Consider the following 21,898-nt stretch of genomic DNA (forward strand, 5'->3'; position numbering starts at 1 on the left):
CTACGTGAGGACGATAACCTTTAGGAGACCAACACGAACCAAGTTTACTGATACGCCCAAAACCCGCCTCATCTTGATACATAAGGCGGATTTTTTGATATTCTTTCCCATCAATAAAGCGCTTACTCGCTCTCTCCTCGAATAAAGATTTTATTTTTAGACGCTAAAATGGTTTCGGCGTCTGATTTTTTCGGATGTTGGGGACGTGGGCTAACTTTACGCCAACCATGACGTTTCAGGAGAGCATAGAAACCTTCTCGGGTTGTCTTGTGCCCAACTCTCTCTTGATAAGCTTTAAAGAGGGTATTAACGGTAACGAATTCTCCATTCAAAGAGGAAGAGAGATGCTCTTTAAGGAAAACTTCTTCCTCCTCATGCGTCATATACGAACGGCGGCGACCACCACGATTTTCCTTTAATAGGGCCTCTAAGCCACCATTTAGATAGCGATTCAATAAGTTTCGGACTGTCTGATGGACAAAACCTACCGATTTAGCTACGGATGTTAAATTATGGCATTCAGAATAAAGAATGAGTGCTTGTATTTTTCTATGATGCGGAGCATTATTTTTGTCTTTAAGTGCTTGCTTTAATTCTTCGACTTGTGTCTGGGTAAGTTCTTTTGTCATAATACTATCATATCGCTATTTTTGATTTTTGTTAAGTATTAGCTAGCCTCTTGGTCTTGTTGCTAGTTTTAAGTATATGGATTTTCTGGTTTAGAAATAGTATTCTAGCATGGTTCCAAGGGACCCACAAGGTTCAATATGAGTTTGTCATTAAAAAGTTTGAAGCGGAAAGCAAGCTGGTTGTGGCAGGTGCCGAGGTGGACACAACTGCCAACCATACTTTTGATAATAATAGTCTGCAAGAATGGCCAGACTGGACAGAACCGATTACCAAGCTCTTTGTAGGACGTGAAATGTCTGTTGATATTCCTGTGCAGACAGAGTTCAAGTTGGTCTTGGAAGGGATTGGTCGGTCAGATGTCCATATTCAAAACAATACTTTAACCTTCAAGAAACCTGTTCTTGTCGAAGTTGATTCTCAGCAACATGGAGAAATAAAAATCAGCAATAATAGCAATGGTCTGCTGGACAAGGCGGTCGATGTTTTCACTTCTGGACTAAAGGCCCAGGAATTTCTAAATGAAAAATCCCAAGAAGCCATTTACAAGACAAGTGAGAAAGTATTGAATGACGAGGAACGCCAAGAAAAAGTAGCGGCCTTTGCTGAAGCAGCCTTAGAAAACCTCCTCAATCTCAATTCAGAAGAAAAACTTGAGGTTGAGATCGAAGTGGCCGACTTGAATTTCCAGATTGTAGACAAGAAATAGGTTTTAAACAAGGTCGTGTCAGTAGGCACGGCTTTTTGTTTGCTCTGCCATTTCCAAAAAATCCCAAAATATGATAAAATAAGGGGCAATATTTAGAGAAATGAGAAAGCCCATGAAACTACAAAAACCAAAAGGGACGCAAGATTTACTTCCACAGGACTCTGCCAAATGGCAATATGTAGAAAATTTCGCGCGTTCTATTTTTAAACAGTATAATTTTTCGGAAATTCGCACACCTATCTTTGAACATTACGAAGTAATCAGTCGCTCTGTTGGCGATACCACAGATATTGTGACCAAGGAAATGTACGATTTTTACGATAAGGGAGAACGTCATATTACTCTTCGTCCAGAAGGCACAGCGCCAGTTGTTCGTTCATACGTAGAAAATAAACTCTTTGCCCCAGAAGTGCAAAAACCGGCAAAATTTTACTATATGGGGCCCATGTTCCGATATGAGCGTCCGCAAGCAGGTCGTTTGCGTCAGTTCCATCAGATTGGTGTAGAGTGCTTCGGCTCAAATAATCCAGCAACAGATGTAGAAATTATTGCCATGGCTTATCATTTCTTTGAAGAGTTGGGGATTAAAGATGTTCGTTTGCATCTCAATAGTTTGGGGAATCCAGAAAGTCGCGCAGCCTATCGCCAAGCCTTGATTGACTATCTGACACCGCTCAAGGATCAACTGTCTAAAGATAGCCAGCGCCGTTTGGAAGAAAATCCTCTCCGCGTGCTAGACTCAAAAGAAAAAGAAGACAAGGTTGCTGTAGAAAATGCACCATCCATCTTGGACTATCTGGATCAGGAAAGTACTGCTCACTTTGAAGCGGTTAAGACAATGTTGGACAGCTTAGGCATTGCTTATGTGATTGATACCAACATGGTACGTGGTCTAGACTACTATAATCATACTATTTTTGAATTCATGACCGAAGTAGGTGGCAGTGACTTGACCATCTGTGCCGGCGGTCGTTATGATGGTTTGGTTAGCTATTTTGGTGGACCAGAAACACCAGCCTTCGGCTTTGGCATGGGAATTGAACGTCTGATTCTCGTACTTGAAAAGCAAGGTATTGAGCTTCCGATCGACACTCAGCTAGATGTTTACATCGCAGTTTTAGGTCAGGAGGCCAATGGCGGAGCGCTTGAGTTGGTTCAAGCCATCCGCAAGCAAGGGTTCCGAGCAGAGCGAGACTACCTTGACCGCAAGCTCAAAGCCCAGTTTAAGTCAGCAGATGTATTTGGAGCCAAGACAATCATTACCTTAGGTGGTAGTGAAATCGAATCAGGTCAAGTCGTGGTGAAAAATAACCAGACTCGACAAGAGGTTGAAACAAGTCTTGAAATAGTTAAAACAGAATTTGCTAGTATTTTAGAAAAACTAAGTGAAAATTAGTGTTGTAACCTATGATAGTGTATTGATGAGCCATCTTTGAAAGAAGATGGTTTATCAAAAACGAAAAATGAAAGCGCTTTATCCGGTTTTTGCGAAAAAATTGTGAAAAAATTAACAAAAATGCTTTACAAAATTAAAAAGTTATTGTATTATAAACATGTGAAAAAATTAACAAACATCTGTTTTGTAAATGGAGGACTAAAATGGCTGAACAGAAAGTAGTATCACCTGAAGAAAAATTGGTGGCAGCTCAAAAACATGTTGACGAACTTGTTCAAAAAGGTTTGGTAGCCTTGGATGAGTTTCGCAAATTGAACCAAGAACAAGTTGACTACATCGTTGCGAAAGCATCTGTAGCAGCGCTTGACGCTCATGGTATCTTGGCAGCACACGCTGTAGAAGAAACAGGACGCGGTGTCTTTGAAGACAAAGCTACAAAAAACTTGTTTGCGTGTGAACACGTTGTAAATAACATGCGCGGTGTAAAAACAGTTGGTGTTATCGAAGATGATCCTATTACTGGTTTGACAAAAATTGCAGAACCTGTCGGTGTTATCTGTGGTGTTACTCCAACAACTAACCCAACCTCAACAGCTATTTTCAAATCACTTATCGCACTTAAAACTCGTAACCCAATCGTATTTGGTTTCCACCCATCTGCACAAGAATCTTCTGCACATGCAGCACGTATCGTTTATGAAGCTGCTGTAAAAGCAGGTGCCCCTGAAAACTGTATTCAATGGATTACTGAGCCATCTATTGCTGCAACAAATGCACTCATGAACCACGATGGTATCTCAACTATCTTGGCAACAGGTGGTAACGCAATGGTACGTGCAGCGTATTCATGTGGTAAACCAGCTCTTGGTGTTGGTGCAGGTAACGTTCCAGCATATATCGAAAAATCTGCAGATATTCGTCAAGCAGCTCACGATATCGTTATGTCAAAATCATTTGACAACGGTATGGTATGTGCGTCTGAGCAAGCAGTCATCATCGACAAAGAAATTTATGATGAATTCGTTGAAGAGTTTAAATCATACAAAACTTACTTTGTTAACAAAAAAGAAAAAGCACTCCTTGAAGAGTACTGCTTCGGTGTAAAAGCAAATAGCAAAAACTGTGCAGAAGGTAAATTGAATGCTGATATCGTTGGTAAACCAGCTGCATGGATTGCGGAACAAGCAGGCTTCAAAGTTCCAGAAGGAACAAATATCTTGGCTGCTGAATGTGCTGAAGTTGGACCAAATGAGCCTCTTACACGTGAAAAACTTTCTCCAGTAATTGCTGTATTGAAAGCTGAAGACGTAGAAGATGGTCTTAAAAAAGCTCGTCAAATGGTAGAGTTCAACGGTCTTGGACACTCTGCTGCAATCCATACTAAAGATGAAGAACTTGCAAAACGTTTCGGTACTGAAATGAAAGCAATGCGTATTATCTGGAACTCACCTTCTACTTTCGGTGGTATCGGTGACGTTTATAATGCATTTATTCCATCATTAACACTCGGATGTGGTTCATATGGACGTAACTCAGTTGGTGATAACGTATCTGCTATCAACCTTCTTAACATCAAGAAAGTAGGGAAACGTAGAAATAATATGCAATGGTTTAAAGTTCCTTCAAAAATTTACTTCGAACGTAACTCTATTCAATACCTTCAAACAGCAGAAGGCCTTGAACGTGTTATGATCGTAACAGACAAATCAATCGAACGTCTAGGTTTTGTTCAACGTGTCATCGATCAATTGAATGCTCGTTCAAATCAAGTGACTATTCAAGTCTTCTCAGATGTTGAACCAGATCCAGATATTACAACAGTTGAACGCGGCGCTGAAGTAATGCGTGCATTCCAACCGGATACAATTATTGCGCTCGGTGGTGGTTCACCAATGGATGCTGCTAAAGTAATGTGGCTCTTCTATGAACAACCAGAAATCGACTTCCGTGACCTTGTTCAAAAATTCATGGATATCCGTAAACGTGCCTTCAAATTCCCATCATTGGGTCAAAAAGCTAAATACATCGGTATCCCAACTACATCTGGTACAGGTTCAGAAGTAACACCGTTTGCCGTTATTTCTGATAAGAAAAATAACCGCAAATACCCACTTGCTGACTACTCATTGACACCAACAATTGCAATCGTAGACCCAGCATTGGTTGAGTCAGTTCCAGCCTTCATCGCAGCTGATACTGGTATGGACGTATTGACTCATGCGACAGAAGCATACACTTCTAACTTTGCGAATGACTACACTGATGGTATTGCCCTTCAAACAATTAAGTTGGTATTCCAATATCTTGAAAAATCTGTCTTGACTGGTGACCCAGAAGCACGTGAAAAAATCCACAACGCTTCTACAATGGCTGGTATGGCTTTTGCAAATGCCTTCTTGGGTATGAGTCACTCTATGGCCCATAAGATTGGTGGTCGCTTCCACACAGTTCATGGACGTACAAACGCAATCTTGTTGCCATACGTTATCCGTTACAATGGTACTCGTCCGTCTAAGACAACTACATGGCCTAAGTACAATTACTGGAAAGCGGATGAAAAATTCCAAGACATCGCTCGTATGTTAGGTTTGCCACATTCTACTCCAGAAGAAGCTGTTGCAGCTTATGCTAAAGCAGTTTACGAATTGGGTGAAAAAGTTGGTATCAAGATGAACTTTAAAGATCAAGGTATTGACGAACAAGAATGGAAGAAATACACTCATGAATTGGCTCTTCTAGCATATGAAGACCAATGTTCACCTGCTAACCCACGCTTGCCAATGGTAGCAGACATGGAAGAAATCATGAATGACGCATATTATGGTTACAAAGAACGTCCGGGTCGGATTAAATAATATCTTTCCTTATTCGTGCAACAATATTTGAAAGTACCTTCTCGGAGATAATTAGATTTGCCAACTAAAACTGGCTGATAGGATTGAGGTTGCTAAGTTGATTCTTAGCTACCTCAATTTTTTTTGAAACAGAACTCAATTTTATAAAAGCTGAGAGGAATATACGTCAAAAGTGCAGATGAAAGAGATAGACTGTTAGAAAGCATGGGGGTTGCTACTCATTCTTTCAGATATAGAAGAATTATACTCCAGAACACAAGAAGATATCAGATGTCACAAGCTTGTTTTTTACAGAATACTGAAAATATGGTAAAATGGAGTGATAAAACTATTTGAGGTAAGGAATATGACTGTAAAGATCAATACAAAAGACGGCCAAATTGAATTGACTGATGACGTGATTGCCACAGTTGTCGGCGGTGCTACGACTGAAATTTTCGGTGTTGTTGGGATGGCTAGTAAATCTGCGATTAAGGACAATTTTCAGGCTCTTTTGAGAAAAGAAAACTATTCCAAAGGTGTTGTTATCAAGACTTTAGAAGATGGTCGTATTGCAGTCGATGTTTATACTGTGATGAGTTATGGTGTAAAAATCAGTGAAGTATCTCGCAATATCCAAGAACGCGTGAAGTTTAACTTGGAGAGTCAATTGGGTATCTCTGTTGATGCCGTTAATGTTTTTATCCAAAATATTAAAGTCGTAGGAGAATAATTGTGTCTAAAATTACTACTAGTTTATTTCAAGGAATGGTGCAGGCTGCATCAACTCGTCTGAATAAACAAGCTGAATATGTCAACTCACTAAACGTATTCCCTGTACCAGATGGGGATACAGGTACCAATATGGGGATGACCATTACAAATGGTGCTAAGGAAGTTGCGGATAAGCCTGCTTCTACAGTAGGTGAAGCTGCACAAATTTTGTCCAAAGGGTTGCTAATGGGAGCGCGTGGGAACTCTGGTGTTATTACATCTCAGTTATTCCGTGGTTTCGGTCAATCTGTTAAGGGTAAGGTTGAATTGGATGGTAAGGATTTAGCACAGGCTTTTCAACATGGTGTAGAGGTAGCTTATAAAGCTGTTATGAAACCTGTTGAGGGTACTATTCTTACTGTATCTCGTGGTGCTGCAACTGCAGCGCTCAAAAAAGCTGAAGAAACAGATGATGCAATCGAAGTTATGCGCGCAACACTAGATGGTGCTAATCGCGCCCTAAAGAAAACACCTGATATGCTTCCAGTCTTGAAAGAGGTTGGGGTTGTCGATTCAGGCGGTCAAGGACTTGTATATATTTATGAAGGTTTCTTGTCAGCTCTTACAGGTGAGTACATTGCTTCTGAAGACTTTGAGGCGACTCCAGCAGTTATGTCAGAGATGATAAATGCAGAACACCACAAGTCTGTAGCTGGTCACGTTGCTACGGAAGATATCACTTATGGTTATTGTACAGAAATCATGGTAGCTCTACGCCAAGGTCCTACTTATGTCAAGGACTTTGATTATGAAGAATTCCGTAATTATCTCAATGACCTGGGTGATTCACTCCTAGTTGTCAACGATGATGAGATTGTAAAAGTACACGTTCACACGGAAGATCCTGGTTTGGTAATGCAGGCTGGTCTTCAATATGGTAGCTTGGTTAAAGTTAAAGTGGACAATATGCGTGAGCAACATGAAGCTCAGGTTGAGAAAGAGGGTTCTTTCCAAAAACCAGCTGAGCAAAAAGAATATGCTATTATTGCTGTAGCAGCTGGGGAAGGGTTAACTGAGATTTTCAAATCACAAGGTGTTGACTATGTCATTTCTGGTGGTCAAACCATGAACCCATCAACAGAAGACTTTTTGAAAGCTATTGATTTGGTCAATGCGCGTAATGTAATTTTACTACCGAACAACAAAAATATTTTAATGGCAGCTCAGTCTGCGGCTGAAGTGGCGGAAGTTGCTGTAAAAGTAGTAGAAACTAAGACCCTTCCACAAGGCTTTACAAGTTTGTTGGCATTTGATCCTAGTCGTGATTTGGAAAGTAACGCACAAGCCATGACAGCCTCACTAGCTGATGTGAAAAGTGGTAGCATTACGACAGCTGTTCGTGATACAACAATTGATAGCCTTGAAATTCATGAAAATGATAATCTTGGTATGGTTGATGGAAAAATTGTTGTATCTAATCCAGATATGATGGAGACCCTTGAATCAACATTTGAAAGAATGCTTGATGAAGATAGTGAAATTGTTATTATCTATCTTGGCGAAGAAGGTGACGAAGAATTAGCTCAAGCCGTAGCTGAAAAATTGGAAGAACAATTTGAAGACATCGAAGTTGAAATCCACCAGGGAGATCAGCCAGTCTACCCATATCTGTTCAGTGTTGAATAAAAATGAATCGTGAGTATGTGATCATGCTCACGATTTTTTCTCTTTCGTTTGGGATTTTCTGGTCTGCTTATGACAAACAAATTGGCCTGTGGTATAATGGAATGTATGTTAAGTCGAAATGAAAATGAATTGATTTCAATTGGTGAAAACCTCGGTAGTGTTTGTCAAGCGGGGCAAGTGATACTGTTATCTGGAAATCTTGGTGCTGGAAAAACAACATTGGTAAAAGGTATTGCGAAGGGTCTTGGTATTGAGCAAATGATCAAAAGTCCAACCTATACGATTGTACGCGAATATGAAGGACGTCTACCATTATTTCATTTAGATGTTTATCGAATTGGAGATGATCCTGACTCTATTGATTTGGATGATTTTCTTTTTGGTGACGGAATTACTGTCATCGAATGGGGAGAGTTATTGGATTTATCTTTGTTCGATGATTATCTAAGAATCTACATTGAAAAGGTTGAAGAAGGTCGCTCTCTGTCTTTTGAAGCCCTTGGAAGACAAAGCCAAAGTTTACTTGCGGAGATTCCAAATGCGTAGAAAAGAGATTGAATTTTGTGAAGCAGATCCCAGTGATGCACAGGCGTTTATCCGATTTATGCATCAAGTAGCCTCAGAAACAGATTTTTTGGTCATGGACGAAACTGGTTTTGCATATCATCAAGAGCAGATGGAAATGATTTTTGCGGCTGGGATTGAAAATCCTAGGGAAATCCATTTGCTGGCAAAACTGGAGAATGAGGTTATCGGTGCAATTACTGTTAAGTCTTCTAAACAATTTCGAATTAGCCATATTGGAAATATCTTTATTGCAGTTAAGAAAGAATATTGGGGGCATGGAATTGGCACTATACTCTTAGAAGAAGTTTTACATTGGGTACGGGAAATTGGTTTGCTGAGTCGATTAGAGTTGACAGTCCAAGTTCGCAATCAAGCCGCAGTACATCTTTATAAAAAATTAGGATTTCAGATAGAAGGAACTCAATATAGAGGTGCTAGAACTGATCAAGGGGAATGGCTAGATCTCTATTATATGGGTATGTTGATTGGTGATCTATGAAAATTTGGAAAAAAATAGTAATCATGTTACTATCAATTGTAACTTTGACAGTAGTGGCTGGAGGAATTTACAGTAATAGTTTGTTGGGATTCTCGATGGGAGCAATCTCAAAAACATTTAAATCTTTGGGTAATGAAGATACGATACAGCCGATTGACGCAACTGAACCATTGACCATTCTCTTAATGGGTGTTGATATGGACCAGGCTTCTCGAGGGGGACAATGGGAAGAGGGACGTAGTGACTCGATGATTTTAGTAACTGTTAACCCTGTCACGAAGGAAACTACCATGATGAGTCTGACAAGGGATATAATGGTTGAGATTGCTAAAGCAGATGGTACATCCAGCGGAATGATCGAAAAATTAAATCATTCCTATAGTTACGGGCAGGCACCAATGGCTGTTGCCACAATTGAGAAGATGATGGACATAACAATAGATCGTTATGTTGAGATTAATATGGATGGACTGGTTGAGTTGGTAGATGCCCTTGGAGGTATTGAAGTAAATAATACACTGGGATTCCCAATTTCTATTTCCGAACATGAGCCAGCCTATACAGCAGTTGTTCCTGAAGGAAAATCATTAGTAAATGGTAATCAAGCATTGGTTTATTCCCGAATGCGTTATGATGATCCTGAAGGTGATATTGGACGCCAAAGACGTCAACGAGAAGTTATAACAGCAATTGTCAAGAAAATATTGAATTTAGATGGTTTGACTCAGTACAAGAAGATTCTTACAGCCATTTCAAATAATATGCGGACAAATATTGAAATAACGACTTCAACCATACCATCGCTTCTGGGTTATAAAGATGCCTTGTCTAATCTTAAATCATATCAATTGCAAGGGGTAGATCAGACCATAGATGAACTCAGCTATCAATTGCCTACTAGTGAGCATCTGTTGGAAATGCAAAATGTTTTGAAAGCATCGATTGGGCAACCAACTGCTACTGATTTAGTGACCAATGTCCAAGTTGATGAAAGTGTAATGTATCTTCCAAGTCCAGTTAATGTATATAATGCATATACAAATGAATTGGTGCTTGAAGCAAGTCCTTGGGCCCAAACGTCAACTGAAGATTCGACCACATATGATACGACAGCAGAGATGAATTCAGAAACCACAACTACAGATACCTATAGTTCAGATGGGGAATGAGCTCAGATAATATCGTTAAAGAAATCGGGCAAAACTTACTATGATTTAAATTTGCATAACAAAAATAGCTTTGAATCAACGTTTTTGATAACGTAATTCAAAGCTATTTTTTGGTATTAAGACTTTTTACCCAGCCTTCTATTATTTTTGGGGGTCTTTTGAAGCGTATTTTTCTTGAATGGTTTTGATCTCTTGTAAGTTGCCTGCTATACTTTGTTGGTAGATGCGTGTTTTATACTGGAGATCAGCTGTTAATTCTTGCAAAGGTTTTTGAAAACTTTGGATAATGGCTAGTTGATGCTGGATATTCGATTTGCTGGTCTGCATATCAGTCAGGAGTTGTTGTGTTTCCTTGACTTCTTTTGAAATTTTTTCTCGGTTGGTAATAGCAAGGAAGGTTGCACTGGCAGCACCTACAGCCACTATAATATTGCTAAGTTTCATCTTATTCTCCTAAATAGAGGCTTTGCGCTAGCTGGGCTAATGCTGGGAAATCAGGTTCGTTGGTCTTGAAATGGATTTCCAGTCCGTCTTCTTTATCGTATCGTGGTAAGAGATGGATATGGGTATGAAAGACAGTCTGACCAGCCACTTCTTCGTTATTATTGACAATATTTAGGCCATTAGCACCGAGTGTCTCCTTCAAATGACTGGAGATAGTAGGAATGACAGAAAAGAGTGTGGCTGCTGCTTCTGCGTCCATATCAAGCATATTGCGGTAGTGTTTCTTAGGAACAACTAAAGTGTGTCCTTTGGTGACTTGGGTGATATCTAAAAAGGCAAGGATATGGTCATCTTCATAGACTTTAGAAGCTGGGATTTCTCCAGCAATAATTTTACAAAAAATACAATCCGACATAATGACAACCTCTTTCTAGAATTTTTGATATAATAATTATATCAAATTATAGGAAGAAATGTATGTTAGAAGTAAAAAATATTACAGGAGGCTACATCAATATTCCCGTATTGAAAGATGTATCTTTCACTGTTGAGAATGGTCAGTTAGTTGGCTTGATTGGATTGAATGGTGCTGGGAAATCAACGACGATAAAGGAAATTATTGGCCTTTTGACTCCTTATCAGGGAGAAATTTTAATTGATGGGAAAAGTCTTGTACAGGATGCAGAGCATTATCGGAAGAAAATTGGATTTATCCCTGAAACACCTAGCTTGTATGAGGAATTGACGCTTAAGGAACATTTAGAGGTAGTAGCTTTAGCCTATAATTTGACTTGGGATCAAGCCTGGAGTCGAGTTCAGGGGTTGTTAACGATTTTTCGGTTGGATGAAAAGTTGGACTGGTTCCCTGTTCGTTTTTCTAAGGGAATGAAACAGAAAGTTATGATTATCTGTGCTTTCATGGTGGAACCGAGTTTGCTGATTGTTGACGAGCCGTTTTTAGGGCTGGATCCTGTAGCGATTTCGGACTTAGTAAACCTATTAGAAGAGGAGAAAGCTAAAGGAACTTCAATTCTGATGTCTACTCATGTTCTTGACTCTGCGGAGAAAATGTGTGATTCTTTTGTTATCTTACATCAGGGTCAGGTTCGTGCGACAGGGAATTTAGAGGAATTGCAACATGCCTTTAACATGAAAGGTGCAAGTCTCAACGAAATTTATCTGGCCTTGACACAAGAAGGAGTGGCCAGATGAAGGCAGTATTTCAACAACGCAGAAGGGACTTCCTAACTAAATGTTCCAAGTATTTGCGCTATGTATTGAATGACCATTTTGTGTTAGTGCTAATGGTATTTATCGGCTTTTTAAGCTTGCAATATCGGCAATTACTACTGAATTTCCCTGAAAACTCCCTGCCAATCTACTTGTTGCTTCTAGTGGTCAGTTTGTTGGTGTTATTTTCTGGGAAAATCGCCACTTATTTGGAAGAGGCAGATGAGATTTTCCTTTTACCAAAGGAAAAAGAAGTTCTACAAATTATCCATGTAGCAGCTAGACGGAATTATATCCTCTGGTCTGGAATTCAGGTGCTGGTACAAATGTTATTGGTTCCTATTTACTTAATGTTGGGTTTAGCTGTTTGGATGATTGTTTGCTATATCCTTTTGCTGTTGGGGCTAAAATACATTCTAGTCAAGCACCAAATGGCACAATATCAGACACAGGGAGTGTTGGATTGGTCCAAAGCCATTCAGGATGAGCAGAAGAGAAAACAGTCAATTTTGCGTTTCTTTGCCCTGTTTACCACGGTGAAAGGAATTAGTGTACCTGTTAAACCGAGAACCTATCTAAATGGGATATTGCGCCTTGTGCATGATCAAAAAACGTGGTTTTATCTGTACCTACGTGCTTTTATGAGGGCAGGGGATTACTTAGCCTTAGCATTGCGCTTGCTTTTGTTAGCCACCTTATCATTGGTTGCGATTGACGAATCATGGTTGTCAATTGGCTTGGTCCTCATTTTTCATTATTTACTCCTGTTCCAGTTGCTAGGGCTCTTCAGGCATTATGATTATCAATATTTGACTCAGTTATATCCGTTGGGAAAAGATGAAAAAAGGCGTGGTTTCCAAAAGGTTCTGCGCATTGTACTTTACGGACTTTTAGGAATCGAAGTGAGTTTAGCTCTGCTATTTTCTAAAGAAAGTATAATGGTGGTGCTATTACTGCTGGTTGGGATTTTTTTGCACGAGGGATATTTACCAGCCAAAATAAAAAAATTGATTGACTAAATAGCTGAAAACTAGTAAAATAGTAAGGAATTTTTTAAGGAGGAATGGCATGCAGTTTGATACCAGTGGGCTACAATTACAGTCTATTGCAGGAAATAGTGGCAAAGCGTTCAAGGGCCAGCGGTCAGACGGAACGCCAGTTTTTGTAAAGTATGAGATGCCTCCTATTGTTTCGGTTTTAGCACGGGAACAAATTACCCCACCGATTTTATCAGCAAATCGTGAGGCTGGCATGGGGCATAGAGTAGAACAAGAGTGGTTGAATGGTAGGACGTTAGATCGCCAAGATATGAGGAGTAAACAGGTGCGTCAGATTCTGGTGCGCATGCACTACTCTCGTATTTTGCTAAATCAGGCTCTTCAGATGAATTATACTTACATGGAACCACAGGATTTGGTATATCGTTGGCAAAAAGAGGCACCTGCTCGATTAGCGCAGAACTCATATCTACAGTCTGTCTGTCAAGAATTATTAAATCACTTGCCAAATTTCCGTCAAGAAGTAGCTACTTTTGTCCATGGAGACTTACATCATACAAACTGGGTAGAAACAACGAGTGGATTAGTATACTTGACTGACTGGGAAACAGCTTGTTTGACGGACCGTATGTTAGATGTTGCTTATCTGTTAACGCATTATATTCCTCGTCATGAGTGGAAAGAATGGCTTCAAGCATATGGGTACAAATACAATCAAACCGTACTCAGTAAGATCTATTGGTATGGTCAACTTGGGTATTTAAACCAAATTGTGAAGCATGTTGAAAGCTACAACGTGCTGGCAGCAAACAAAGAAATATATGCTCTGCGTCAATTTCGTCAGAGTTTCAAGAAAGATATATGAGAGTTAGAAATCGAAAGGGAGCTAGTGAGCTCTTAGCAACCAATCCTCAGTTTGTTATTTCCAATCCGGAAGAATGTAAGGGGAAGTGGGCAGAAATTTTTGGAAATCATAACCCTATTCACATTGAAGTCGGGTCTGGAAAAGGTCGATTTGTGACAGGAATGGCTGCACAAAATCCAAATGTGAACTATATTGGGATTGATATTCAGATGACCGTTCTAAGCTATGCCTTGGATCGAGTTCTGGAAGCAGATTTACCGAATATAAAGTTATTGCAAGTAGATGGTTCAAGTTTGACAAATTATTTTGCGCCAGCAGAGATTGATAGATTGTACTTAAATTTCTCTGATCCATGGCCGAAAAAACGTCATGAGAAACGTCGCTTGACCTATAAGACATTTTTGGACACCTATAAAGAAATCCTACCTGAACGTGGGGAAATTCATTTTAAAACGGATAACCGTGGACTGTTTGAGTATAGCTTGGCTAGCTTTTCACAGTACGGTATGGTATTGAAACAGGTTTGGTTAGACTTACATGCGGACGGCCTAGAAGGCAATATTATGACTGAGTATGAGGAAAAATTCTCAAACAAAGGTCAGGTCATTTACCGAGTTGAGGCTATATTTCAATAAACTGTTGTTTTAGAACTGTCTTTAAATCTAGAAGTTTTATTGATTTTCAATAAAGTAATAGCTGATGAAAAGTCAATGTTGCCAGTAGCCCTTGTAAAATATTAAAAAAAATCCTTGCCAACCACTCTATTTTTTGGTAGACTAGTATGGTATGTGGTGCTAGCACATCCGTAATATTTGATCAAATGAGGAGGAATATACAATGGCTAAAGTATGTTATTTTACTGGTCGTAAGACTGTATCTGGTAACAACCGTTCACACGCAATGAACCAAACTAAACGCGCAGTTAAACCAAATCTTCAAAAAGTTACTGTTTTGATTGATGGTAAGCCTAAAAAAGTTTGGGCATCAGCTCGTGCACTTAAATCAGGTAAAGTTGAACGTGTATAATGTTAAAGAGCCGTAAGGCTTTTTTTATTTCGTTTATCATGCTTTGACATTAGGAGATATAGGTTGAATCTTGACGTTGTGCTGCTTTTGAAGGATAATAGAGTTATATTCAATGAAAATCGAAAGTAGAAATAATGGCTTGTTTCCATCAGTTTTTTAATGGTTAATGGTCGAGTTCTTTGCCGATTCCATTCATCAAAGACGATTGGCAATGGTGCATTTTGATTTTTAAAGAGTAGGAATGGTGATGGAAAGTATGGGTAGCAATCCTTATCCAAAATAATAGAGAGGAAGTGCAATGGATAGAGACAGTGTATTAGCCTTTTTCCCACAGGGGAGATGGAACGAAAGAAACGCAAATGGAGATGATATTACTATTGATGTGCCAGGAATGGGCTATTTTTCTTTGGATAGGATGACATTGACTGAAAGGGAGAAACTGTTGATTGAGCTATTGCAGAATCAAGCAGAAACATACGCTCGTTCTCCTTGGCAATCCTATTTTGAAAATGACGGCATTCGACCAACAGCCTTTAGCCTATTGCAAGTCCTTCATGTACATATTTGGTCATCAATTGATCAGGAGGGGCAAACGGCCTGGTTGGATATGATGAAGCAACTATTACCAAATCTTCAAGCAAGCTATTCTCCGGAGTCCAACCATCATATTTTTATTTTAGACCAATCGACCTTGTTGGATGTTCGAGAAATTTTAGGAGACACGCTCGCCACTATGGAGTTTGATTTTGGACTTCGTATGACTATTTTTCTTGGTCAGTTGTGGCCTGAATGGCTAGAGTCACAGTGGCCACTGTTAGTTCAAGCTGAGCAAGATCTGTTTAGAAAGTGGTGTGCTGGTCACCAACAATCCTTCCTCTTGGCATTTAGCTATCTGTATTTGTGGAGCGGGCAGTCTTACCCTCAGCTACAATCGGGATTGAGGCAGTTGATTTCAAACCAACAGATGGAAGCGATTGTTGAGGCTCTTTGGGAAGAAGGGGCAGTGTTAACAAAAGCAGCTCAGAAACTTTACATCCACCGAAACACTTTGCAATATCGGCTTGATAAATGGCAGGAGATGACAGGTCTTCAATTGAAAGATTTAAATGATTTAGCTATTTGCCATCAGGCTATCTTGGGAATCAGTATTTAATCTTTTGTGCAAGTTGTACAAAAGATTTTTTTCTTTTTGTTCAACTTGACCTAGCATTTAAAAACGCTTTCATTTACAATATAACTATCAAAGAAAGTGAGGCTTGAACATGGTTCAACTTAATTTAAAAAACATTTATAAAAAATATCCAAATAGCGAACACTACTCAGTTGAAAACTTTAACTTAGATATTAAAGATAAAGAATTCATCGTATTCGTAGGTCCTTCAGGCTGTGGTAAATCAACTACTCTTCGTATGATTGCTGGTTTGGAAGATATCACAGAAGGTGAAGCATACATTGACGGCGTATTGATGAATGACGTTGCTCCAAAAGACCGTGACATCGCTATGGTATTCCAAAACTATGCGCTTTATCCACATATGACTGTATTTGACAACATGGCTTTTGGTCTTAAATTGCGTAAATACAGCAAGGATGAAATCAAAAAACGTGTTGAAGAAGCAGCGCAAATCCTTGGTTTGACTGAATTCTTGCAACGCAAACCTGCAGATCTTTCTGGTGGTCAACGTCAACGTGTTGCCATGGGTCGTGCTATCGTCCGTGATGCTAAAGTATTCTTGATGGACGAACCATTGTCAAACTTGGATGCGAAACTTCGTGTATCCATGCGTACTGAGATTGCTAAAATTCACCGTCGTATTGGTGCAACAACTATTTACGTAACGCACGACCAAACAGAAGCGATGACATTGGCAGACCGTATCGTAATCATGTCTGCTACGAAGAACGAAGCAGGTACAGGTACAATCGGTCGTATTGAACAAATCGGTAGCCCTGAAGAACTTTACAACCATCCAGTTAACAAGTTTGTTGCTAGCTTCATCGGTAGCCCTGCTATGAACTTCTTTACAGTTACCCTTCAAGATGGTGTCCTTATCGGAGATGGTTTCAAAGTAGATCTTCCAGAAGGTCGTCGCAAACACTTGGAAGAAAAAGGCTACAATGGTAAGTCATTTACATTGGGTATCCGTCCAGAAGATATTAAAGCTTCTCAATTGGAATTAGATACCTATCCATCTTCTATCGTAGAAGCTGAAGTTGTAGTATCTGAACTTCTTGGTGCAGAAACAATGTTGTATTCTAAAGTTGGAAATACAGAATTTGTATCTCGTGTAGATGCGCGTGATTACCACAATCCAGGTGAAAAAGTTCGTCTTACTTTCAACCTCAATAAAGCACATTTCTTTAATGATGAAACAGACCAAGCAATCGTTTAATCATGATTGATGGCATCAAAATACCCCGTCACTGACGGGGTATTTTTTGAAGTACGACGGGCATGTCGTACATCTGAGGTGAAAGTCCTCCACGGGCACCCGCTACCGGTGAACCCTATAGCGACTCCCAAGCCTGACTATCGTGAGGTAGCGGATTAAAACGGTCTGGGGAGACCATTATCAATTAGTGGCTCAGAGGTCAGTACTGAAACGTGCCATAATCAAAACCAGTCCTCGCTAAACGTGGACTGGTTTCTTGCCTAGATTATTATCTAAAACGACATGCGTTAAAAGTTAGTTGAACTGCCGTGCGCCGAACGGCACGCACGGTGGTGTGAGAGGGACTAGTCTTAGTCCCTACTCGATTAAGAACACTTAATGAAAAAATGCGAGTAAATAATTTAGCGTACCGAATTCGATCAAAATATAGACTCCTAAGAGAACAAACACTAATGGTAGAATGATACGCTCGTATTTTTCAACAAATTCAGAGATAGGAGAGAGACTGCCAAAAGCATCTGCGATGAAGCAAATAACGGTTGTCCCCAACAAAATGACGATAGCTGTTACGATAAATTCTGGCATTGTTAAGGTTGTGAAATAGGGCGAGAAAATCCCTAAATTATCAGCGCCAGATGCTAATGAAAGGAGTAAAACTGATAGGACTCCTATTGTTTTGTCTGAGATTTGAACGTCTTCTTCAGATTCAAATAGGATGCGAACTCCCAAAAAAATTGGGAAGATTCCAAGTAAGCCAATCATCCACTCAGAAGGTAGTAAATTGGCGAATTGACTGATGATAAAGCTAGATACTATCAGGATGAAACTTGCAAGTAATTGACCCAGATAGATGTGTTGTTTATCGCCTCTATTTTTAGCTTTTGAAAAGAGGAGTACTAACAGAAGCAAGTAGTCAATACTTGTTGAAATACTAAGAATAATTGCAGATATAAATAATATCATGGTTCCTCCGATTTAAAATTGTTGACTGAATTTACCTAAAAATCTGTATTCACAAGTAGAGTGCTTTTATGCAATAGCTATTCAATCGCAATAAAGGCAACTTATTGAGAAATTACTGACTGTATTTTGCAAAAATATGAGTAGGTGACAACAAGTCCTAGATTGAAGTGTTAAATGATCAATCTAGGTTCAAAACACAGAGGCACATTAATTTTGATAAGTAAAAGTAAAACATAGTAGATCTTTCAATGATTAGGTCATTTATTTTCTGAATAAGCTTGGTAAAAATCGACTTTGAGTTGGATAAAATGCTCCATATCGTGCAGGAGTTGGAAAAGGATGGCTCTGGTTTCAAACTCTTCTCGAGTTTGAGGAAGAGGTCGCTCTCTGAAGGTTGCATGGAATAATTCAATATCCAATAACAATTCTTTTGCTGAATTCTCTCTGCTGAGTTGCTGGGCTGTTCGCTCAAAGAGGCTGGCTAGGATGATGTTCTCTCGGGCTTCCAGTAAACACATATTGATATTGGTTGCCATGGTCCGTAATATTTTGCTTTGTGCAGCCCGCATTTCAAAATAATGGACTTGATAATTTGTTTGTTGAAAGACTTGGTTGTGGCGGTCTAAATAAACGACTTTCAGTGCTTCGTCAAGCATTTGGTCTAACTCATTAATCAGTGTTGCTTCATTTCTGCCGTCACCCTCAATTAAAAATTGTTCAAAGCGTAGGAGGATTTGCTTTAGTTGGTCTTCAACGCGTAAATGATAATCCTCAATCACTTGTTCTTGTGAGGGCATATAGAGATTGCACAGAAGGGCGGTGATTGCTCCGATGAGAAACAAGCCCATTTCATTGCTTAAAAGTGAGATAGAAAGAGTTGATTCGAGCATTAAGTGTGTCACGAGGACAGTTGCAGGAGCGATACCTGCTTCCCATCGGAAATGATAGGCAGTTGGAACGTATATAGCAAGGTATATTCCCAAAGTCCAAATTTCAAAGCCTAGTAGATAGAAGGTGATGGTTGCAATCGTAAGTGCTATTAAAGTAGAGTAGAGACGATTACGGGCCATTTTAAAACTGGATTTTCGAGTGTCCAAAATGCTTAAGATTGCGATAATCCCAGCAGAAGTTGCATACGATAATCCCAGCCAATCTGCCAGATAAATAGAGAGAACAGTTGCTAGAATAAGTTTTATTGTTCTGTGTAAAAGAGGCATATTCGACTTCTTTCTAATTGATAAAAATATTGTAACACAAACTGAAATTTTAGTGAAAAAATTGGAGTTATTAGAAAGTTTTCATTTTAGAACATGGTATTGCTATTCTATTCACTTGGTGCTATACTGTGTTGATTTTGATAGGAGAATAGAAAAGTGACTCAAAAAGATAGTTTAAGCTTTGAACGCGCTACTAAGGCTGGTTTTTTAATTGCACTCGGGGTAGTTTATGGAGATATTGGTACAAGTCCCCTTTATACCATGCAGGCTTTGGTTAAAGGTCAAGGTGGCATGGGTGCCGTTAATAAGGACTTTATTCTTGGCTCTATCTCATTAATTATTTGGACGCTCACTATTATCACTACGATAAAATATGTTTTGATTGCCTTAAAAGCAGATAATGATCATGAGGGCGGGATTTTTTCACTTTATACACTCGTAAGGAAAAGGGCAAAATGGCTCATTATTCCGGCTATGATTGGTGGATCTACTTTGTTGGCTGATGGAGCCTTAACACCAGCTGTAACGGTTACATCGGCTATAGAAGGTTTGCGCAGTGTTCCCTTGCTGGAAAACTTTTATCAAAGCGAATCAATTGTGATTGTAACTAGTTTAGCAATATTGACCGCATTGTTTAGCATTCAACGTTTTGGAACTGGTTTTGTTGGTAAGGTATTTGGACCGGTTATGTTTGTATGGTTCTTATTTTTAGGACTTGTCGGTTTGTTTAATACTCTTTCCTATCTTGAAGTCTTTAAGGCCCTCAATCCGATCTATGCGATTTCCCTCTTAATGAGTCCTGAAAACAAGGAGGGTATTTTCATTCTGGGTTCAGTATTTCTGGCAACAACAGGTGCGGAGGCTCTCTATTCGGATCTGGGACATGTAGGAAGAGGGAATATTTATGTCAGTTGGCCATTTGTAAAAGTCTCTATTTTACTGTCTTACTTTGGCCAAGGGGCATGGATTTTATCACACAAAGCTGAGGTCACTACTTTAAACCCATTTTTCGCGAGTGTTCCTCAAGGATTTAGTATGGTTGCTGTGATTTTGGCTACTCTGGCTGCTATCATTGCTTCGCAAGCCTTGATTTCTGGATCGTTTACGCTCGTTTCTGAGGCAATGCGTTTAAAATTATTTCCTAGATTACGAATCACCTATCCTGGAGCGAATTTAGGTCAATTATATATTCCTAGATTGAATTGGCTTCTCTGGATGACAACCTCCCTTATTGTTCTCTATTTTAAGAGTGCAGAAAAAATGGAGGCTGCTTATGGTTTGGCGATAACTGTGACGATGTTAATGACCTCTATTTTATTAACAGAGTTTGTGCGACAATCGGGTGTTAAGCCCTGGCAAGCTTATCTGGGTCTAGCATTCTTCTTGTCCATTGAAGGGATGTTTTTCTTGTCGTCAGCTGTAAAATTTATTCATGGTGGGTATGTAGTTGTTTTTATTTCCTTACTCATTTTACTCCTCATGTTTGTCTGGCACAAAAGCAACCAAATTTTATCTCACTATACAAATTGGTTACCTCTAACTAAATATATAGATCAGTTACAGGCCTTGTCACAGGATACAAATGTACCTTTATATGCAAGCAATCTAGTTTATCTCAGTAGACATTTACAAGGACATTTCGTCAATCATTCTATTTTATACTCTATTTTGGAGAAAAAGCCGAAAAGAGCAAATCAATACTGGTTTGTACGTGTCCATGTAACCGATCAACCATACACAAAAGAATATACTGTTGATACCATGGATACAAACTTTTTGATTAAGGTGGATCTTTATTTAGGATTCAGGGTGAGACAAGATGTTTCGCGCTACTTGAGAACAATTGTTGGAGATCTAATGCAGCAAGGAAGGATTCCCAAGCAGAAGCAAGTGTATAGTCTCCAAGATGAGAAACAGATTGGTGATTTTCGATTTGTTGTTATAGAAGAAATGATGGCAAACTCACCTGAACTAAATGGCTTTGATCGCTTTATTTTAGGTGTGAAAGCATTTATTAAGCGTTATACTGCCTCACCAGTTCGTTGGTTTGGTTTGCAATTCTCTGAAGTGACAGTAGAGCGAATTCCGATCATTCTGTCAGATGTTCGGCCGTTACCAATTCGAGAAAGAAAGCAAAAAGTTCTCTGAAAATTTCAGAGAACTTTTTAATTTAAGCAAATAAAGCAATGATTCCTACTACCAAGTAGCAGACCAATTTGTAGCTTTCATTGATAAGGATTAGCTTGATTGGACGTTGCTCAAAGACATAGTTCTTCAATGAAGCAAGTACCGCAATCACGCCCATGCCGCCAGCTGCGTGGAGTGGTGAAACATCAAGAGTTTTGATAAAGAAAATTGCAACAACGGCTGTAACAACTTCAATTGCTAAAGAAATCATCATTTCTTTTTGACCGTTTTTCCCAGCTTGACGGTCAGTTTCTACCTTGGCCATGTCAATGCCAGAGGCTACAATCCAAGCATCACGGAAAATCAAACCATACCACAAACCACCAATCGCAAAGGCAATCAAGCCTGCTAAAATTCCTAAAATAAGTGTCATT

General features: G+C 39.4%; 22 protein-coding genes and 2 pseudogenes. 18 read left to right on the forward strand and 6 right to left on the reverse strand.

Annotated features, from left to right (window positions below; genetic code table 11):
* A pseudogene (locus tag K6V43_RS04815) lies at positions 1-629 on the reverse strand (helix-turn-helix domain-containing protein); the annotation flags it as partial.
* Positions 630-688: 59 nt separating this feature from the next.
* Here K6V43_RS04815 and K6V43_RS04820 point away from each other — a divergent pair.
* The 9 genes from K6V43_RS04820 to K6V43_RS04860 all read left to right on the forward strand — a co-directional run bounded on the left by K6V43_RS04820 (position 689) and on the right by K6V43_RS04860 (position 10,201).
* Positions 689-1,336, forward strand: a complete 648-nt coding sequence (locus K6V43_RS04820; protein ID WP_261311777.1) for a hypothetical protein — start codon at positions 689-691, stop codon at positions 1,334-1,336.
* A gap of 112 nt (positions 1,337-1,448) precedes the next feature.
* On the forward strand, positions 1,449-2,732 hold the full coding sequence (gene hisS, locus K6V43_RS04825; RefSeq protein ID WP_172007218.1) for a histidine--tRNA ligase: 1,284 nt from the start codon (positions 1,449-1,451) through the stop codon (positions 2,730-2,732).
* Between the two features lie 36 nt (positions 2,733-2,768).
* On the forward strand, positions 2,769-2,954 hold the full coding sequence (locus K6V43_RS04830; protein ID WP_222382013.1) for a hypothetical protein: 186 nt from the start codon (positions 2,769-2,771) through the stop codon (positions 2,952-2,954).
* Positions 2,936-5,587, forward strand: coding sequence for a bifunctional acetaldehyde-CoA/alcohol dehydrogenase (gene adhE, locus K6V43_RS04835; RefSeq protein WP_024392606.1), 2,652 nt, complete (start codon positions 2,936-2,938; stop codon positions 5,585-5,587). Before K6V43_RS04830 ends, adhE begins: the two co-directional genes overlap by 19 nt.
* A gap of 346 nt (positions 5,588-5,933) precedes the next feature.
* A complete protein-coding gene (locus tag K6V43_RS04840; protein WP_024392607.1) occupies positions 5,934-6,299 on the forward strand; it encodes an Asp23/Gls24 family envelope stress response protein in 366 nt (121 codons plus the stop codon).
* Between the two features lie 2 nt (positions 6,300-6,301).
* On the forward strand, positions 6,302-7,966 hold the full coding sequence (locus tag K6V43_RS04845; protein WP_222382016.1) for a DAK2 domain-containing protein: 1,665 nt from the start codon (positions 6,302-6,304) through the stop codon (positions 7,964-7,966).
* Between the two features lie 105 nt (positions 7,967-8,071).
* Positions 8,072-8,512, forward strand: coding sequence for a tRNA (adenosine(37)-N6)-threonylcarbamoyltransferase complex ATPase subunit type 1 TsaE (gene tsaE, locus K6V43_RS04850; RefSeq protein WP_172129881.1), 441 nt, complete (start codon positions 8,072-8,074; stop codon positions 8,510-8,512).
* A complete protein-coding gene (locus tag K6V43_RS04855; protein ID WP_172019572.1) occupies positions 8,505-9,032 on the forward strand; it encodes a GNAT family N-acetyltransferase in 528 nt (175 codons plus the stop codon). Before tsaE ends, K6V43_RS04855 begins: the two co-directional genes overlap by 8 nt.
* The gene (locus K6V43_RS04860; protein WP_222382019.1) at positions 9,029-10,201 is read left to right on the forward strand and encodes an LCP family protein; all 1,173 of its coding nucleotides are present in this window, start codon (positions 9,029-9,031) and stop codon (positions 10,199-10,201) included. The genes K6V43_RS04855 and K6V43_RS04860 overlap by 4 nt, the downstream gene beginning before the upstream one ends.
* A gap of 141 nt (positions 10,202-10,342) precedes the next feature.
* On the opposite strand, the gene K6V43_RS04865 is transcribed toward K6V43_RS04860, so the two are convergent.
* Both K6V43_RS04865 and K6V43_RS04870 read right to left on the reverse strand, forming a co-directional pair.
* The gene (locus K6V43_RS04865) at positions 10,343-10,645 is read right to left on the reverse strand and encodes a chemotaxis protein (protein WP_222382020.1); all 303 of its coding nucleotides are present in this window, start codon (positions 10,643-10,645) and stop codon (positions 10,343-10,345) included.
* Between the two features lies 1 nt (position 10,646).
* On the reverse strand, positions 10,647-11,060 hold the full coding sequence (locus K6V43_RS04870; RefSeq protein WP_024392613.1) for an HIT family protein: 414 nt from the start codon (positions 11,058-11,060) through the stop codon (positions 10,647-10,649).
* Between the two features lie 62 nt (positions 11,061-11,122).
* Between K6V43_RS04870 and K6V43_RS04875 the strand changes: the two genes are divergently transcribed.
* The 8 genes and pseudogenes from K6V43_RS04875 to K6V43_RS04910 form a co-directional block, all read left to right on the forward strand.
* Positions 11,123-11,857 carry an ABC transporter ATP-binding protein gene (locus K6V43_RS04875; RefSeq protein ID WP_172019571.1) on the forward strand — a complete coding sequence of 245 codons (735 nt, stop codon included), beginning with the start codon at positions 11,123-11,125 and terminating at the stop codon, positions 11,855-11,857.
* Positions 11,854-12,894 carry an ABC transporter permease gene (locus tag K6V43_RS04880; RefSeq protein WP_222382021.1) on the forward strand — a complete coding sequence of 347 codons (1,041 nt, stop codon included), beginning with the start codon at positions 11,854-11,856 and terminating at the stop codon, positions 12,892-12,894. The genes K6V43_RS04875 and K6V43_RS04880 overlap by 4 nt, the downstream gene beginning before the upstream one ends.
* Positions 12,895-12,943: 49 nt before the next feature.
* Positions 12,944-13,738 carry a cell cycle regulator CcrZ gene (ccrZ, locus tag K6V43_RS04885; protein ID WP_024404742.1) on the forward strand — a complete coding sequence of 265 codons (795 nt, stop codon included), beginning with the start codon at positions 12,944-12,946 and terminating at the stop codon, positions 13,736-13,738.
* Positions 13,735-14,373 carry a tRNA (guanosine(46)-N7)-methyltransferase TrmB gene (gene trmB / locus K6V43_RS04890; protein ID WP_024392616.1) on the forward strand — a complete coding sequence of 213 codons (639 nt, stop codon included), beginning with the start codon at positions 13,735-13,737 and terminating at the stop codon, positions 14,371-14,373. Before ccrZ ends, trmB begins: the two co-directional genes overlap by 4 nt.
* 202 nt (positions 14,374-14,575) lie before the next feature.
* Positions 14,576-14,764: a 50S ribosomal protein L28 gene (gene rpmB, locus K6V43_RS04895; protein ID WP_001140948.1), complete on the forward strand. Its 189-nt coding sequence runs from the start codon at positions 14,576-14,578 to the stop codon at positions 14,762-14,764.
* A 298-nt stretch (positions 14,765-15,062) separates the two neighbouring features.
* Positions 15,063-15,917 carry a helix-turn-helix domain-containing protein gene (locus K6V43_RS04900; RefSeq protein WP_222382022.1) on the forward strand — a complete coding sequence of 285 codons (855 nt, stop codon included), beginning with the start codon at positions 15,063-15,065 and terminating at the stop codon, positions 15,915-15,917.
* Between the two features lie 109 nt (positions 15,918-16,026).
* Positions 16,027-17,157, forward strand: coding sequence for an ABC transporter ATP-binding protein (locus K6V43_RS04905; RefSeq protein WP_024392618.1), 1,131 nt, complete (start codon positions 16,027-16,029; stop codon positions 17,155-17,157).
* Positions 17,158-17,323: 166 nt separating this feature from the next.
* Positions 17,324-17,459 (forward strand): annotated as a pseudogene (locus tag K6V43_RS04910) (group II intron reverse transcriptase/maturase); the annotation flags it as partial.
* A 73-nt stretch (positions 17,460-17,532) separates the two neighbouring features.
* Here K6V43_RS04910 and K6V43_RS04915 read toward each other — a convergent pair.
* Together K6V43_RS04915 and K6V43_RS04920 are read right to left on the reverse strand one after the other, a co-directional pair.
* Entirely contained in the window at positions 17,533-18,120 is a 588-nt protein-coding gene (locus tag K6V43_RS04915; RefSeq protein ID WP_222382023.1) for a cadmium resistance transporter, read from the reverse strand.
* A 257-nt stretch (positions 18,121-18,377) separates the two neighbouring features.
* Positions 18,378-19,337, reverse strand: coding sequence for an FUSC family protein (locus K6V43_RS04920; protein WP_222382024.1), 960 nt, complete (start codon positions 19,335-19,337; stop codon positions 18,378-18,380).
* Positions 19,338-19,493: 156 nt separating this feature from the next.
* Between K6V43_RS04920 and K6V43_RS04925 the strand changes: the two genes are divergently transcribed.
* Positions 19,494-21,485, forward strand: coding sequence for a KUP/HAK/KT family potassium transporter (locus K6V43_RS04925; protein WP_222382025.1), 1,992 nt, complete (start codon positions 19,494-19,496; stop codon positions 21,483-21,485).
* 22 nt (positions 21,486-21,507) lie between these two features.
* Here the strand turns inward: K6V43_RS04925 and K6V43_RS04930 are convergent, their stop codons facing one another.
* The gene (locus K6V43_RS04930) at positions 21,508-21,897 is read right to left on the reverse strand and encodes a DUF1761 domain-containing protein (protein WP_222382026.1); all 390 of its coding nucleotides are present in this window, start codon (positions 21,895-21,897) and stop codon (positions 21,508-21,510) included.
* Between the last annotated feature and the right edge of the window lies 1 nt (position 21,898).

Source organism: Streptococcus suis, from assembly GCF_019794615.1.
Lineage (GTDB): Bacteria > Bacillota > Bacilli > Lactobacillales > Streptococcaceae > Streptococcus > Streptococcus suis_AI.